We start from the raw sequence: 14,952 nt of genomic DNA on the forward strand, positions 1-14,952 counted from the left end.
CCAGAGGATTACACTAAAGGAATTAAGATTCCAGAAGGTGGCAAGGTCACAAATGTTGAAAACATTCCAGACTTGACAACACCAGGTAAGAAAGATCCAGTTAAGGTAACGATTGAATTACCAAATGGAAAAGTGATTACAGTGGAAGTTCCAGTAACTGTAACACCTGTTAAGGAAATTGAAACTCCAGTAACTAAGACCCCATTAACACCAGAGGATTACACTAAAGGAATTAAGATTCCAGAAGGTGGCAAGGTCACAAATGTTGAAAACATTCCAGACTTGACAACACCAGGTAAGAAAGATCCAGTTAAGGTAACGATTGAATTACCAAATGGAAAAGTGATTACAGTGGAAGTTCCAGTAACTGTAACACCTGTTAAGGAAATTGAAACTCCAGTAACTAAGACCCCATTAACACCAGAGGATTACACTAAAGGAATTAAGATTCCAGAAGGTGGCAAGGTCACAAATGTTGAAAACATTCCAGACTTGACAACTCCAGGTAAGAAGGATCCAGTTAAAGTCACGGTTGAATTACCAAATGGAAAAGTGATTACAGTAGAAGTTCCGGTTAATGTAACACCTGTTAAGGAAATTGAAACTCCAGTAACTAAGACCCCATTAACACCAGAGGATTACACAAAAGGCATCAAGATTCCAGAAGGTGGAAAAGTGACCAATGTTGAAAACATTCCAGACTTGACAACTCCAGGTAAGAAGGATCCAGTTAAAGTCACGGTTGAATTACCAAATGGAAAAGTGATTGTAGTAGAAGTTCCAGTAACTGTTACTCCAAAAGCGACTCCAGCTCCAAGAGAAACAGTTAAAACTACCCCAATCGTAGTAGAGGTTGGAACTCCAATTGGCAAAGATGATGTTAAGAAACATGTTGAGTTACCAAAAGGTGCCGAAATCGTAGAAGTTGGAGAAATCCCAGCAACTGATACGGCAGGACAAAAACCAAGTGTTAAAGTAAAAGTGAAACTACCATCAGGAGAAATCGTAGAGGTAGAAGTCCCAGTAACAGTCATACCTAAGCATGTTGAACCATCAACTCCAAACCAACCAGCTTCTCAACCATCAACACCTAAAAATGTTGAAGTTCAAAAAGAATTGCCTAACACAGGTACAGAAGCCGACTCTAGCTTAGCAGCACTTGGACTTTTAGGTGTCTTGAGTGGATTTGGACTTGTTGCTCGCAAGAAAAAAGAAGACTAATTCTAATTAGATTTTCTGATAAGAATAAGGAGTAGGATATCATATCCGCTCCTTTTCTTTTTGGGATTGAGATGAGAGTTATCATAGCATTGGTTAAAAATTTTCGGTGGTTTTATTGTCAATTCTCTGTAGATTTTCTCGTTCTAATCCCATATAGACAAGATTACAGAATCATGATCTATAAGTTGTCTAACTTGACTTTCTTGATGGGAATGATATAATAGTTGTAACAAAAAATATTACAACAGAAAAGAGGACTATTTATGACCTATGAATACAAGAGCCACATTTATTTGGCAGAGGCAGTTTTAAATGTAAAGGATTTGGCAAGTCAAACAGCCTTTTATCAGCAAGTTATTGGTTTAGAAATCTTATCTCAAACTGAGACAGAGGTAGTTCTAGGCCTGGGTGGAAAAGCCTTGGTACAACTGATTCAAGCACAAGAGAGTGGAGAAGTAAGGGAACATTATGGCCTTTACCATTTGGCCATTCTCTTGCCGACACGAAAGGCTTTGGCTGATGTCTTGAAACACCTGACAGATTTACAGATTCCTCTTGTCGGCGGTGCAGACCATGGTTACAGTGAAGCTATTTACTTGGAAGATTTGGAGGGAAATGGCATTGAACTCTATCGAGATAAGCCAGTTTCCACATGGGATATTCGAGAAGATGGACGCATTATCGGAGTGACGGAGGCTCTTGCGGCGCAGGACATTTATGAGTTGGGGGAAAGAGTAGAGCCCTTTATCCTAGCAGAAGGTACGAGAATGGGGCATATTCATCTTTCCGTCAAGGATAGTCGAAAGTCCAGCCAGTTTTATCAAAAGGTGTTAGGACTAGAGGATAAGTTCAGTGTGCCTAGCGCTAGTTGGATTGCGGCTGGAGATTACCACCATCACTTAGCAGTCAATGAATGGGGAGGAAAAAATCTGACTCCGCGTAAGGCAGGTTTGTCAGGTTTAGCCTACTATGTCATTGAAGTCGCTCGTAAAGAAGAACTGTTAACGATTGCCCAGCGAGCGCAAGAAGTTGATGCACCAGTTAAGTGGCAGACATCCAGCCAGCTGGAAATCACAGACCCAGACGGAATCGTGACACGTATTCGTTTAGCAAGGTAAAACTAGAAAACTCTAGTAAATTATCAGTATGGCTAGTTTACCTTTTGAAAAGTCTTTGATAACAGAACTGAGTGAGCTGGATGGGCGAGAATTTTGACAAAGAAGCTGATTAGAGATATAATGAAGAAAAATCGAGCAAGGAAAAAGAAATGACAAACTCAAAGTATATTACTCGTTTGAAACGTTCAGAGGGCCAGTTGCGTGGGATTCAAAAGATGATTGAAGAAGATCGTGATTGTGCTGATATTGTGACGCAACTGACGGCCGTGAAATCTAGTGTGGAGCGCGTGATTGAGATGATAATTACGGAAAACCTTACTGAATGTATCAATCAGCCACTAGATGATCCTGAAGATCAAAAGGCACGCCTAGAAAAGGCCATCCGATACTTGATTAAACGGAAATAAAGAGATGAGAGTTGCAAAGATCTCTGCTAGTAGAATAGTTTAATGTGAATCAAGAGAGGCTGGAAAAAGTCTTTAAAATAAAAGAACGCATACTATCAGGTGTTGAAAGCCTTGATAGTATGCGTTTTATTGTGGGGAAATTTACTTCATTTTCTCCTGAAGTTGAGTTTTTGCCCAGCTCCTTTTGATTATTCTACTTGACCTGGCCAAGCATTCATGCCACCTTCTACATTGGTAACAGTGAGGCCTTGGGCGCTGAGAAATTGGCAGGCAGAGGCAGAACGTACTCCTCCTTGACAGATGACATGGTATGTACGGTCAGAATTGAGTTCTTTGTAGCCCTGCTCTAAGGTACTTAACGGAAGATTTTTGGCACCTGGTGCATGTCCTGCTTGGAATTCATGTGCTTCACGGACATCGATAAGCTCTAAATTTTCATTTTGATATTTTTCATAAAAGTCAGTCATACTGATACTAGTTTCCATATTCTACTCCTTCTGGGTTAGCCATTTTGTATAGTGAATAAGCGCCGTCAAGGTTTTGTACGGTAAATCCTGCTTGCTTGAGGATACGCTCTGCGATATAGCTGCGTAAACCACTGTGGCAGCTGACGATGTAGGCCTGGTTCTTGTCCAGTTCATTCAAGCGTTCCCGTAGTTCGTTTAGGGGGATGTGTATAGTGTCTACCTTAAGTCGACCACTTTGAAGTTCGCCACTTGTCCGCACATCTAGGAATTTCTTACCCTTAGCTAGTTCGTCTTCGAGCTGATACCATTGAATATTGTCGCTGAGACCTTCGACAAGGTTTAAGGCTGCGTAGCCCAGCATATTGACGGGATCCTTGGCAGAACCAAATGGTGGCGCATAGGTAAACTCTAACTCTGGTAAGTCAAAGACGGTGAGATTTCCCTTGATAGCAGTTGCCAGGATATCGATGCGCTTGTCAACGCCTTTCTTACCAACTCCTTGGGCACCGTAGATTTTTCCAGTGTTTGGGTTAAAGAGGAGCTTCAAGGTCATATCAGTAGCGCCTGGATAATAACCAGCATGGTCTTTACCGCTGACATGAAGGGGCTTGTAAGGAAGTTGATTCATGCTAAGGATACGCTCGCTGAGCCCAGTCGAAGCAGCTGTCATATCAAAGGCACGAACGATAGCAGTGCCGATACTTCCCTTGTTTGTATGTTCTAGTCCTGCGATGACGTCTGCCACTTGGCGTCCCTGACGATTGGCAGGAGAAGCGAGAGAGATGAGGGCATCTTGGCCTGTGATTTCTTGCTTGACAATGATAGCGTCACCGACAGCATAAATATCTTTTTGACTGGTTTCGTAATGTTCATCGACTAGGATACCACCACGAAGTCCCAGTTCAATCCCCGCAGCTTTTGCCAGTCCGTTTTCAGGTTCAACACCGACAGAAAGGATGGTGAGGTCAGAAGTGATCTTTTGACCGTTTTCGAGAACGATGACTTTTCCTTGGTCTTCAAATCGAGTCGCAAACTGAGAAGTGATAACGCGAACGCCGTTTGCCAGCAATTCTGCTTGAACAAAGGCTGCCATTTCGTGATCTAATGGTGGCAAGACATGGGGTGCTTTCTCAACAATAGTAACTTGCAGGCCACGTTTTGCCAGATTTTCAGCCATTTCAAGCCCGATAAAGCCTGCACCAATAACGACAGCTTCTTTTGGATGATTGTCCAAGGCTGCCATGATTTCATCGAGATCGGGAACATTGCGAAGAGTGTAGGCGTTCTTAGCTTCTACCAAGCCTTCAATGGTAGGAACAAATGGTTTAGCTCCTGGGGAGAGGATCAGCTTGTCGTAGCTTTCTGTGAATTCCTGTCCATCATGGCGTATGGTCACAGTGTGCTTTGCTGGCGAAATGCTGATGACTTCATGGAAAGGACGAACATCCAAATTAAAGCGTGCTTTGAGACTTTCAGGAGTTTGGACCAATAAGCTATCACGGTTTGCAATTTCTCCTGAAACATAGTAAGGAAGTCCGCAGTTTGCAAAGGAAACAAAGGGACCTTTCTCAAAAATAGTGATTTCAGCGTCTTCCATGAGACGTCTGAGGCGGGTTGCTGCTGACATACCGCCTGCAACTCCTCCGACAATGATAATTTTCATTGACTTTCTCCTTTATATATCTAGATGACCTTACCTGTCCAAGCGCTCATACCGCCTCGGACATTGATGACATCATATCCTTTTTTCTTTAGCTTTTTCGCAGCTAGTTTGCTTCGCACACCAGAATGACAAATGACATAGAGTGTTTCTTTTGTCGCTGGTGTGTAGGAACCAATTTCGGTTAGAGGAACATTTTTGGCATTTTTGATATGGCCTCTACGAAATTCCATCGGCGTCCGAACATCCAGTAGCTGAATTGGTTCCTTGAGTTTGGCTTCTAACTCGCTGGTAGAAATACTGTCAATTTTTGTAAATAAGTGAAACATAGGCACCTCCAAATATACCCTTATGGGGTATATTAAACCATGAAGTCAAGCTTTTGTCAAGCAAGTTGTTTTGACTTGGTGGAGATTGTATTGTTTTTATCCTCAGTTCATCAACCCCCTACTTGACACTCTGTCAGCTTTTGATACAATAGTACAAAATCAGAGGAGGTGGGTTATGATTCAGAAACACGCAATTCCCATTTTAGAGTTTGATGACAATCCTCAGGCGGTCATCATGCCCAATCACGAGGGGCTGGACTTGCACTTGCCAAAGAAGTGTGTCTATGCTTTTTTAGGTGAGGAGATTGACCGCTATGCGAGGGAAGTAGGGGCGGACTGTGTCGGCGAATTCATTTCTGCCACCAAGACCTATCCAGTATATGTCGTGAACTACAAAGGCGAGGAGATTTGTCTGGCTCAGGCGCCCGTGGGCTCTGCCCCAGCTGCCCAGTTTATGGATTGGTTGATTGGATATGGTGTGGAGCAGATTATTTCCACTGGAACCTGTGGTGTGTTGGCTGATATAGGGGAAAATGCCTTTCTAGTCCCTGTTCGGGCTCTACGAGATGAAGGAGCTAGTTATCACTATGTGGCACCTTCTCGTTATATGGAAATTCAGCCAGAGGCTATTGCTGCCATTGAGCAAGTTTTGGAGGCCAGAGGGATTCCTTATGAAGAAGTCATGACCTGGACGACAGATGGTTTTTACCGAGAAACGGCTGAAAAGGTGTCTTATCGTAAGGAAGAAGGCTGTGCTGTTGTGGAGATGGAGTGTTCTGCGCTTGCGGCAGTAGCCCAACTGCGTGGGGTTCTCTGGGGAGAATTGTTGTTCACAGCTGATTCTTTAGCAGACTTGGATCAGTACGATAGTCGTGACTGGGGTTCAGAAACTTTCGAGAAGGCCTTGGAACTCTGCCTTGAGATTGCCTTTCAGTTCTAGCTACTCTTCTTCTTTTTATGGTACAATGGATGTATGTTATTTAAATTATTTGTGAAAAAAATTGAAAGAGCCTTGGGCGGACTTTCGCCAGCTCGTCGGATTTTTCTGAGTTTCGCTGGAGTTATTTTTATAGGTTCTCTTCTTTTGAGTTTGCCTTTTGTTCAGGCAAGTGGTTCTCAGGCTACTTATTTTGACCATCTCTTTACGACGGTGTCCATGGTCTGTGTGACTGGTCTTTTTACGCAACCAGTGGCTACTACCTATAATGTCTGGGGGCAGTTGATTTGTATGCTCTTGATACAGATTGGTGGTCTGGGGCTCATGACCTTTATCGGGATTTTTTATATCCAAGGCAAGCAAAAGCTTAGTCTGCGTAGTCGTGAAACCATTCAGGAGAGTTTTAGTTATGGGGAAAGTAAGTCTTTGAAGTCCTTTATGCGGTCTATCTTTTTGACGACTTTTCTGGTGGAGGGCTTGGGTGCCTTTCTACTAAGTTTCCGTTTTATTCCTGAGTTCGGCTGGGGAAGGGGCATTTTTACCTCCATCTTTTTAGCCATTTCAGCCTTTTGTAATGCTGGTTTTGATAATTTCGGCAGTAGCAGTTTAGTGGCTTTTCAGACGGATCCCTTGATCAATCTGGTCATTGCTGGTTTGATTATCACGGGTGGTCTCGGCTTTATGGTCTGGTTTGACTTAGCAACCCAGTTTGATAAGAAGAAAAAACGCCGTCTGCGTTTCCACACCAAGTTGGTTCTCTTCTTGACTGCAGGGATTTTGCTGTTTGGGACAGTATCTACACTCTTTACGGAGTGGCACAATCCAGGAACCATTGGCAATCTCAGCGTTCCAGAGAAAGTGCTGGTTAGCTTTTTCCAAACCGTCAGCATGAGAACAGCTGGCTTTGCCTCTATTGACTACACTCAAGCTCGGCCTGTGACCCTGTTTATCTATATCCTACAGATGTTTCTCGGAGGGGCGCCTGGAGGGACGGCTGGGGGTCTCAAGATTACGACTTTCTTTGTCTTGTTGGTTTTTGCGCGTAGTGAATTGCTGGGCTTGCCTCATGCCAATGTTGCGCAGAGAACCATTGAGGCTCGAACAGTTCAAAAATCCTTTAGTGTCTTCATTATCTTTTTGATGACCTTCTTGTTGGGCTTGATGTTGTTGGGAATTACAGCAGAAGGAACACCGCGATTTATTTACCTCATGTTTGAGACCATTTCAGCCCTTGCGACAGTTGGGGTAACGGCAAATCTGACACCAGAACTGGGCAAGTTAGCTCTCAGCATTGTCATGGTACTCATGTTTATTGGCCGTATCGGTCCCTTGACCTTGCTGGTCAGTCTAGCGGATTACCAGCCTGATAAGAAAGATTTGATTCAGTATATGAAAGCAGATATTAGTATTGGATAAGAAAGGAAGAACTATGTCAGATCGTACGATTGGAATTTTAGGTTTGGGGATTTTCGGGAGTAGTGTCCTGACGGCCCTAGCCAAGCAAGATATGAATATTATTGCCATTGACGACCACGCTGAGCGTATCAATCAATTTGAGCCAGTTTTGGCGCGTGGAGTTGTGGGCGATATTACAGATGAGGAACTCCTCAGAACTGCAGGAATTGATACCTGTGATACGGTTGTAGTGGCAACAGGGGAAAATCTAGAGTCGAGTGTGCTTGCAGTTATGCATTGTAAGAGTCTAGGGGTACCAAGGGTTATTGCCAAGGTCAAAAGCCAGACAGCCAAGAAGGTGCTAGAAAAAATCGGTGCTGACTCGGTGATTTCACCTGAGTATGAAATGGGGCAGTCTCTAGCGCAGACCATTCTCTTTCATAACAATGTTGATGTCTTTCAGCTGGATAAAAATGTGTCTATCGTGGAGATGAAGATTCCGAGTGTTTGGGCAGGTCAAAGCCTGAGCCAGCTAGATCTACGTGGCAAATACAACCTCAATGTCCTAGGGTTTCGTGAACAAGAAAATTCACCCTTGGATGTCCAGTTTGGCCCTAATGATCTCTTGAAGGCGGATGCCTATATCTTGGCGGTCATTAACAACCAGTATCTAGATGATTTGGCAGAATTAAATTCGTAAAAAAATTAATATAAGTATTTTATAAGAGGGATTTAAGAAAAATTTTAACTTTTTCTTAATCCTTTTTAATTTTAGGAGATTATACTAGAGTCATCAAATAAAGAAAAACTCTAAGGAGAATCCTATGAAATTCAATCCAAATCAAAGATATACTCGTTGGTCTATTCGTCGTCTCAGTGTCGGTGTTGCCTCAGTTGTTGTAGCCAGTGGCTTTTTTGTCCTAGTTGGCCAACCAAGTTCTGTACGTGCCGATGCGATCAATCCAACCCCTGCCCAAGTAGTGCCAGACGCTGCTTCGGTGAGTGAAAAGAGCGACTTACCAGCAGAGGTTCTCAAGAAAGCAGTTGATGTAGCTCTTCCTTCAGAACAGGCAGATTCAACACCTAAAGCAAGCTTGGATACTACAAGCTCTCCAGAAAAAGGAGATGTGGCTGCTAAAGAACCAGTAGCAGCACCAAAAGAAGAAGTGCAAGCAAAACCAGAATCTAAGAAAGAAACAGAAGATGCGGTTAAACCTGCGACAAATCCTGCGCCTACAGTTTCGGGACAAGACCGTGAAGCAAGTGAAGTGCAGCCAGCAACTACTCCAGCTGAAGTCCAAAAAGGCGTAGCTGATAATACTAAAGACACAGTGGACGTTCCAGCAACTTACTTGGATAAAGCTAATTTCCCAGGCCCATTCACAGCCGGTGTTAACCAAGTCATTCCTTACGAATTCTTCGCTGGTGACGGTATGTTGACTCGTCTTATCTTGAAGGATTCAGACAAGGCCCCATGGTCAGATAACGGTTCAGCTAAAAACCCCGCCCTTCCACCAGTAGAGAAATTGGGCAAAGGCCTTTACTTCTACGAAGTAGATTTGGCTGATACTCAAGGTAAATCAGATAAAGAGCTTCTTGACCTCTTGAAACAAAATGGTACACAAAGCTACAAGGCAACCATCAAGGTGTACGGTGCGAAGGATGGCCAGGCCGATTTGAGCAATCTCGTAGCGACTAAGGATTTGGATGTCAACTTGAACGGCTTGACTACCCCAGCTGAAGTCCAAAAAGGCGTAGCCGACAATACTAAAGACACAGTGGATGTTCCGGCTACATACTTGGATAAAGCCAACTTCCCAGGTCCATTCACAGCCGGTGTCAACCAAGTCATTCCATATGAATTCTTCGCCGGAGATGGTATGTTAACTCGCCTTATCTTGAAAGCCTCCGACAAGGCTCCGTGGTCAGACAATGGTTCAGCTAAAAATCCAGCCCTTCCACCAGTAGAGAAATTGGGCAAAGGTCTCTACTTCTATGAAGTGGACTTGGCAGGTACTCAAGGAAAATCAGATAAAGAGCTTCTAGACCTCTTGAAACAAAACGGCACTCAAAGCTACAAGGCGACTATCAAGGTGTACGGCGCTAAAGATGGCAAGGCTGATTTGACAAATCTCGTAGCGACTAAAGAATTGGATGTCAACTTGAATGGCTTGACTACCCCAGCTGAAGTCCAAAAAGGCGTGGCTGACAATACCAAAGATACAGTAGACGTCCCAGCTACTTACTTGGACAAAGCTAACTTCCCTGGTCCATTCACAGCTGGTGTCAACCAAGTTATTCCGTATGAATTCTTCGCCGGAGACGGTATGTTGACTCGTCTGATCTTGAAAGCCTCTGACAAAGCCCCATGGTCAGACAATGGTTCAGCTAAAAATCCAGCTCTTCCACCAGTAGAAAAATTGGGGAAAGGTCTCTACTTCTACGAAGTAGACTTGGCCGGCACTCAAGGCAAATCAGACAAAGAGCTTCTTGACCTCTTGAAACAAAACGGCACTCAAAGTTACAAGGCAACTATCAAAGTGTACGGTGCCAAAGATGGCAAGGCCGATTTGAGCAACCTTGTAGCGACTAAAGAATTGACAGTGAACTTAAATGGCTTAACTACCCCAGCTGAAGTGCAAAAAGGTGTGGCTGATAATACGAAAGATACAGTGGATGTTCCGGCATCTTACTTGGATAAAGCTAACTTCCCTGGTCCATTCACAGCCGGTGTTAACCAAGTCATTCCATATGAATTCTTCGCTGGTGACGGTATGTTAACTCGCCTTATCTTGAAAGCATCCGACAAGGCTCCATGGTCAGACAATGGTTCGGCTAAAAATCCAGCCCTACCACCAGTAGAAAACTTGGGCAAAGGCCTTTACTTCTATGAAGTGGATTTAGCAGGTACCCAAGGTAAATCTGACAAAGAATTGCTTGACTTGTTGAAACAAAACGGCACTCAAAGCTATAAAGCTACCATCAAAGTGTACGGTGCTAAAGACGGAAAGGCCGATTTGAGCAACCTTGTAGCGACTAAAGAATTGACAGTGAACTTGAATGGGTATAAGTCCCTCAATCCGATGAAATCTCAAATGCCAGCTGCTAGCCAAGATAAGATGATGCCTAACAAAGAGCAGAACAAAACCATGAATACTAGCCAGCCAATGGCAACTCCAAGTATGAAGCAAGATCAAGTGGCAGCAACCTCAAGCAAAATGCCTGATGAAGGCAAGGTGGTATCCAATAATAAGGTGTCAAGTTCAATGATGGCTACTCAAATGAAAGACCAAAAAGCCATGCTTCCATATACTGGTGAAGCCCAAACATCAATGGCTACTATTGGATTCTTTGGACTCGCCTTTGCTGGACTGCTAGGTGGACTCGGTTTGAAAGCTAAAAAAGAGGAAAATGACTAGTCTAGTTACAGACTTTCTATCTAGGATTTGAAAAATCCAGATATCGTTTAGAATGTTCGTAAAGAGATAAAAATAGTGTTATACTATTGTGGTATAGCACTGTTTTTTTCAAAGGAGAGACAGATGGGAAAGACAATTTTACTCGTTGACGACGAGGTAGAAATCACAGATATTCATCAACGTTATCTGGTTCAGGCAGGATATCAGGTTTTGGTGGCCCATGATGGAGTAGAGGCTTTAGAAATCTTCAAGCGAAAACCAATTGATTTGATTATTACAGATATCATGATGCCTCGGATGGATGGTTATGATTTGATTAGTGAGGTTCAGTATCAATCTCCGGATCAGCCTTTTCTCTTTATCACGGCTAAAACTAGCGAGCAGGACAAGATTTATGGACTGAGCTTAGGGGCAGATGACTTTATTGCCAAGCCCTTTAGCCCTCGTGAGCTGGTTTTGCGTGTCCACAATATCTTGCGTCGCCTTCATCGTGGAGGTGAGACAGAAGTCGTCAGTCTCGGGGATTTACGGATGAATCACGGTAGCCATGAGGTTCAAGTCGGAGATGTAGCGCTTGATTTGACAGTCAAATCCTTCGAACTTCTATGGCTTCTAGTCAGCAATCCAGAACGAGTTTTTTCTAAGACAGACCTCTATGAAAAGGTCTGGCAAGAAGACTATGTGGATGATACTAATACCTTGAATGTTCATATTCATGCTCTTCGACAGGAGTTGGCTAAACATGCCAGTGCAGAAACACCGACCATCAAAACCGTCTGGGGTTTGGGCTACAAAATTGAGAAAGCGCGAGGTAGTTAATGAAATTAAAAAGTTATATTTTAGTGGGGTATGTCATTTCAACACTCCTAACGATTATCGTGGTTTTTTGGGCTGTTCAAAAAATGCTGATTGCGAAAAGTGAGATTTACTTTTTGCTTGGAATGACCATCGTTGCCAGCCTTGTCGGTGCGGGGATTAGTCTCTTTCTCCTATCGCCAGTCTTTACTTCATTGGGCAAACTCAAGGAACATGCCAAGCGGGTAGCGGACAAGGATTTTCCTTCAAATCTGGAGGTTCAAGGCCCTGTAGAATTTCAGCAATTAGGCCAAGCTTTCAATGAAATGTCCCATGATTTGCAGGCCACCTTTGATTCCTTGGAAGAAAGCGAACGAGAAAAGGGCTTGATGATTGCTCAACTTTCGCATGATATCAAGACCCCCATCACTTCGATCCAAGCGACGGTAGAAGGGATTTTGGATGGGGTTATTAAGGAAGGAGAACAGGAGCATTATCTAGCAACCATTGGACGCCAGACTGAAAGACTCAATAAACTGGTTGAGGAGTTGAATTTTTTGACCCTAAACACAGCTAGAAATCAGGTCGAAACGACCAGCAAGGACAGCATTTTTCTGGACCAGCTTTTGATTGAGTGCATGAGTGAATTTCAGTTCTTGATTGAGCAGGAGGAGCGAGATGTTCATTTACAGGTAATCCCAGAGTCTGCCCGGATTGAAGGAGATTATGCCAAGCTTTCTCGTATCTTGGTGAATCTGGTCAATAACGCTTTTAAATACTCAGCTCCAGGAACCAAGCTGGAAGTGGTGGCTAAGCTGGAAAATAACCAGCTTTCAATCAGTGTGACCGATGAGGGACAGGGGATTGCCCCAGAGGATTTGGAGAATATTTTCAAACGCCTTTATCGTGTAGAGACTTCGCGTAACATGAAAACAGGTGGTTATGGCTTAGGGCTTGCTATTGCGCGTGAATTGGCCCATCAATTGGGTGGGGAAATCACAGTCAGCAGCCAGTACGGTCTAGGAAGCACCTTTACCCTCGTTCTCAACCTCTCTGGCAATGAAAATAAAGCTTAAAACCCCTTTACAAATCCAGCTATTCATGGTAAAATGGATTTTGTGTGAAATATCAGCAGGAAAGCATGAAGCTCGTCAACAGGTGTCTTATGATAAGTAACCTTGGCTGTTTAGGCGAAGGGCATCTGCACGAATCAGGGCTTTCTAAGTGACTATTTCCACCGAAATATTATTTATATCAGGAGGACATTCACATGTCACGTTATACAGGACCATCTTGGAAACAAGCTCGTCGCCTTGGCCTTTCACTTACAGGTACAGGTAAAGAATTGGCACGTCGTAACTACGTACCAGGACAACACGGACCAAACAACCGTTCTAAATTGTCAGAATACGGTTTGCAATTGGCTGAAAAACAAAAACTTCGTTTCACTTACGGTGTAGGTGAAAAACAATTCCGTAACTTGTTCGTACAAGCTACAAAAATCAAAGGCGGAATCCTAGGTTTCAACTTCATGCTTCTTTTGGAACGTCGTTTGGATAACGTTGTTTACCGTCTTGGTCTTGCGACTACTCGTCGTCAAGCTCGTCAATTCGTAAACCACGGTCATATCCTTGTTGACGGAAAACGCGTTGATATCCCATCATACCGCGTAACTCCAGGTCAAGTGATTTCAGTTCGTGAAAAATCATTGAAAGTTCCAGCTATCCTTGAAGCAGTAGAAGCTACTCTTGGACGTCCAGCATTCGTATCATTCGACGCTGAAAAATTGGAAGGTTCATTGACTCGTTTGCCAGAACGCGACGAAATCAACCCAGAAATCAACGAAGCACTTGTCGTTGAATTCTACAACAAGATGTTGTAATATTTTATTGAATAAGATAGGCTTTGGAGCCTTGATATTAAGCACTTTGGGAGGCTTTCCCTTAGTGCTTTTTGATTTCTCTTAGTATCCAGCTATCATCGTCTATAAGCAATTAGACCCATATAGTTCAAAGTGATATAGTAGTCTAAAGGATGTGCCACCATGAATGCTTTAGAAAAAAGCTCTTCATCAACTTACTACAGTTGACAAAGAGCCATTTTTTATTGATAACTTCAATAAAAGTCATCTTTAAAAATTTAAAAGTTTATTTCTTTCTTCAATATCATTTTTAATACATTCTTCAAGCACCTTGGGATCAACATAGATCACATTCTCAATCATTTTTGCAGGAATGTTCATAGATAGTACCTGGAAAGAATATTTTTTAACAAGTGGTTCAAGTTTTGAGCCGTTTATATTGTTGTTAATGGCAGGGAAAATGATATCTTCCCATGAAAATGTGTAGTTATAAATTGTCGTGTTAAATCCAAGCTTTCTGACTTTAACCATATCATGTATGCGAATAAGTTTTACTAGTATATTAATACCATCAATATTCTTGGCTTTATAATTTTCACGTAAGTCTTTAAAAGAAGTATAGTTCTTGAAGGCAAGATAAGCCAGTAGAATAATTAAAATTAAAGGGACAATGCCTTTAGACGTTAGCAAGTCACTTATAGCTGTCAACTTAAAACTAAGTATGAAGTTGATAACAACTGCGTACAAAATAGCTAGTAGTGGCAATTTTACAAATAAAAAAGATTTGTATTTTATGGAAGTAATGGTATTGCTTTCTTTAAATTTTATTTTCATTAATGTTTCTCCTTAAATAGTATCAATTGAAAGAATATAGAGAAAGACTATCTAAAGTTAGTTTTATAATAAAACACCCCATCAGCTAGATATTTTTGTCTAACTAATAGGGTGTAAGTCATGAAACGGAATGACCTATTATTTTACTTCTGTAAACACAACGTGTTTGCGAAGTTTTGGTGAGTATTTCTTCAATTGAAGACGGTCTGGAGTGTTACGTTTGTTTTTAGAAGTAAGGTACAAGCGTTCACCAGATTCTTTGTGTTCAAGTGTAATATTTACGCGCATGGTATCTCCCTTCTATTATTCAGCTGATGCAGCTTTAGCGATTTTACGTCCTTTGTAGTATCCTTTAAGTGATACACGGTGAGAACGTGAGTAATCTCCAGTAGTTTCGTCAAAGTTTACAGATGGAGCTGTTACTTTGTAGTGTGTACGACGTTTGTTTTTCTTCGCTTTTGAAGTGCGACGTGCAGGTACTGCCATTTTGATTTCTCCTTTAGGTATTT

At 42.5% G+C, this 14,952-nt stretch carries 16 protein-coding genes; 10 read left to right on the forward strand and 6 right to left on the reverse strand.

All coding sequences use genetic code 11. The features are described from left to right. From FJN11_RS10775 to FJN11_RS09745, 3 genes are all read left to right on the forward strand, one after another. On the forward strand, positions 1-1,221 hold a 1,221-nt coding region (locus FJN11_RS10775; RefSeq protein WP_219853209.1), incomplete at its 5' end, for a Rib/alpha-like domain-containing protein. A 263-nt stretch (positions 1,222-1,484) separates the two neighbouring features. After that, positions 1,485-2,339 (forward strand): VOC family protein, encoded by an 855-nt coding sequence (locus tag FJN11_RS09740; RefSeq protein WP_140224591.1) that lies wholly within the window; start codon positions 1,485-1,487, stop codon positions 2,337-2,339. Between the two features lie 149 nt (positions 2,340-2,488). Next, positions 2,489-2,746, forward strand: coding sequence for a metal-sensitive transcriptional regulator (locus FJN11_RS09745; RefSeq protein ID WP_140224592.1), 258 nt, complete (start codon positions 2,489-2,491; stop codon positions 2,744-2,746). A 188-nt stretch (positions 2,747-2,934) separates the two neighbouring features. Here FJN11_RS09745 and FJN11_RS09750 read toward each other — a convergent pair whose 3' ends face one another. From FJN11_RS09750 to FJN11_RS09760, 3 genes are read right to left on the reverse strand one after another with little or no spacing between them, the layout of a single operon-like run. Next, entirely contained in the window at positions 2,935-3,231 is a 297-nt protein-coding gene (locus FJN11_RS09750; RefSeq protein WP_140224593.1) for a rhodanese-like domain-containing protein, read from the reverse strand. Beyond that, positions 3,221-4,876, reverse strand: coding sequence for an FAD-dependent oxidoreductase (locus tag FJN11_RS09755; RefSeq protein ID WP_140224594.1), 1,656 nt, complete (start codon positions 4,874-4,876; stop codon positions 3,221-3,223). Before FJN11_RS09755 ends, FJN11_RS09750 begins: the two co-directional genes overlap by 11 nt. Before the next feature lie 20 nt (positions 4,877-4,896). Continuing rightward, positions 4,897-5,202, reverse strand: a complete 306-nt coding sequence (locus FJN11_RS09760; protein ID WP_042749805.1) for a rhodanese-like domain-containing protein — start codon at positions 5,200-5,202, stop codon at positions 4,897-4,899. A 175-nt stretch (positions 5,203-5,377) separates the two neighbouring features. Here FJN11_RS09760 and FJN11_RS09765 point away from each other — a divergent pair, with 175 nt between their 5' ends. From FJN11_RS09765 to rpsD, 7 genes are all read left to right on the forward strand, one after another. Beyond that, positions 5,378-6,142 carry a nucleoside phosphorylase gene (locus FJN11_RS09765; protein WP_125431523.1) on the forward strand — a complete coding sequence of 255 codons (765 nt, stop codon included), beginning with the start codon at positions 5,378-5,380 and terminating at the stop codon, positions 6,140-6,142. Positions 6,143-6,175: 33 nt separating this feature from the next. After that, on the forward strand, positions 6,176-7,555 hold the full coding sequence (locus FJN11_RS09770; protein ID WP_023944048.1) for a TrkH family potassium uptake protein: 1,380 nt from the start codon (positions 6,176-6,178) through the stop codon (positions 7,553-7,555). 13 nt (positions 7,556-7,568) lie between these two features. After that, the gene (locus FJN11_RS09775; RefSeq protein ID WP_001283909.1) at positions 7,569-8,234 is read left to right on the forward strand and encodes a potassium channel family protein; all 666 of its coding nucleotides are present in this window, start codon (positions 7,569-7,571) and stop codon (positions 8,232-8,234) included. A 124-nt stretch (positions 8,235-8,358) separates the two neighbouring features. Next, complete coding sequence (locus FJN11_RS09780) at positions 8,359-10,953, forward strand: SSURE domain-containing protein (protein WP_140224595.1); 2,595 nt, start codon at positions 8,359-8,361, stop codon at positions 10,951-10,953. Positions 10,954-11,076: 123 nt separating this feature from the next. Then, complete coding sequence (locus FJN11_RS09785; protein ID WP_049524000.1) at positions 11,077-11,772, forward strand: response regulator transcription factor; 696 nt, start codon at positions 11,077-11,079, stop codon at positions 11,770-11,772. Continuing rightward, positions 11,772-12,824 (forward strand): HAMP domain-containing sensor histidine kinase, encoded by a 1,053-nt coding sequence (locus tag FJN11_RS09790; protein ID WP_140224596.1) that lies wholly within the window; start codon positions 11,772-11,774, stop codon positions 12,822-12,824. Before FJN11_RS09785 ends, FJN11_RS09790 begins: the two co-directional genes overlap by 1 nt. A gap of 194 nt (positions 12,825-13,018) precedes the next feature. After that, positions 13,019-13,630 carry a 30S ribosomal protein S4 gene (gene rpsD, locus FJN11_RS09795; protein WP_000092756.1) on the forward strand — a complete coding sequence of 204 codons (612 nt, stop codon included), beginning with the start codon at positions 13,019-13,021 and terminating at the stop codon, positions 13,628-13,630. Between the two features lie 249 nt (positions 13,631-13,879). Here the strand turns inward: rpsD and FJN11_RS09800 are convergent, their stop codons facing one another. From FJN11_RS09800 to rpmF, 3 genes are all read right to left on the reverse strand, one after another. Continuing rightward, a complete protein-coding gene (locus tag FJN11_RS09800) occupies positions 13,880-14,443 on the reverse strand; it encodes a hypothetical protein (RefSeq protein ID WP_140224597.1) in 564 nt (187 codons plus the stop codon). Positions 14,444-14,581: 138 nt separating this feature from the next. Next, positions 14,582-14,731: a 50S ribosomal protein L33 gene (gene rpmG, locus FJN11_RS09805; protein ID WP_001265622.1), complete on the reverse strand. Its 150-nt coding sequence runs from the start codon at positions 14,729-14,731 to the stop codon at positions 14,582-14,584. A 15-nt stretch (positions 14,732-14,746) separates the two neighbouring features. Beyond that, positions 14,747-14,929 (reverse strand): 50S ribosomal protein L32, encoded by a 183-nt coding sequence (gene rpmF, locus FJN11_RS09810; RefSeq protein WP_000290417.1) that lies wholly within the window; start codon positions 14,927-14,929, stop codon positions 14,747-14,749. Positions 14,930-14,952 lie beyond the last annotated feature (23 nt).

This window comes from Streptococcus symci, from assembly GCF_006385165.1.
Taxonomy (GTDB): Bacteria; Bacillota; Bacilli; order Lactobacillales; family Streptococcaceae; genus Streptococcus; species Streptococcus symci.

Coding starts and splice junctions, on each gene's coding strand:
- rpsD (WP_000092756.1), top strand. CDS start 13,019: ATGTCACGTTATACAGGACCATCTTGGAAACAAGCTCGTCGCCTTGGC.
- FJN11_RS09790 (WP_140224596.1), top strand. CDS start 11,772: ATGAAATTAAAAAGTTATATTTTAGTGGGGTATGTCATTTCAACACTC.
- FJN11_RS09765 (WP_125431523.1), top strand. CDS start 5,378: ATGATTCAGAAACACGCAATTCCCATTTTAGAGTTTGATGACAATCCT.
- rpmF (WP_000290417.1), bottom strand. CDS start 14,929: ATGGCAGTACCTGCACGTCGCACTTCAAAAGCGAAGAAAAACAAACGT.
- FJN11_RS09775 (WP_001283909.1), top strand. CDS start 7,569: ATGTCAGATCGTACGATTGGAATTTTAGGTTTGGGGATTTTCGGGAGT.
- FJN11_RS09760 (WP_042749805.1), bottom strand. CDS start 5,202: ATGTTTCACTTATTTACAAAAATTGACAGTATTTCTACCAGCGAGTTA.
- FJN11_RS09745 (WP_140224592.1), top strand. CDS start 2,489: ATGACAAACTCAAAGTATATTACTCGTTTGAAACGTTCAGAGGGCCAG.
- FJN11_RS09785 (WP_049524000.1), top strand. CDS start 11,077: ATGGGAAAGACAATTTTACTCGTTGACGACGAGGTAGAAATCACAGAT.
- FJN11_RS09780 (WP_140224595.1), top strand. CDS start 8,359: ATGAAATTCAATCCAAATCAAAGATATACTCGTTGGTCTATTCGTCGT.
- FJN11_RS09800 (WP_140224597.1), bottom strand. CDS start 14,443: ATGAAAATAAAATTTAAAGAAAGCAATACCATTACTTCCATAAAATAC.
- FJN11_RS09740 (WP_140224591.1), top strand. CDS start 1,485: ATGACCTATGAATACAAGAGCCACATTTATTTGGCAGAGGCAGTTTTA.
- FJN11_RS09770 (WP_023944048.1), top strand. CDS start 6,176: ATGTTATTTAAATTATTTGTGAAAAAAATTGAAAGAGCCTTGGGCGGA.
- FJN11_RS09750 (WP_140224593.1), bottom strand. CDS start 3,231: ATGGAAACTAGTATCAGTATGACTGACTTTTATGAAAAATATCAAAAT.
- rpmG (WP_001265622.1), bottom strand. CDS start 14,731: ATGCGCGTAAATATTACACTTGAACACAAAGAATCTGGTGAACGCTTG.
- FJN11_RS09755 (WP_140224594.1), bottom strand. CDS start 4,876: ATGAAAATTATCATTGTCGGAGGAGTTGCAGGCGGTATGTCAGCAGCA.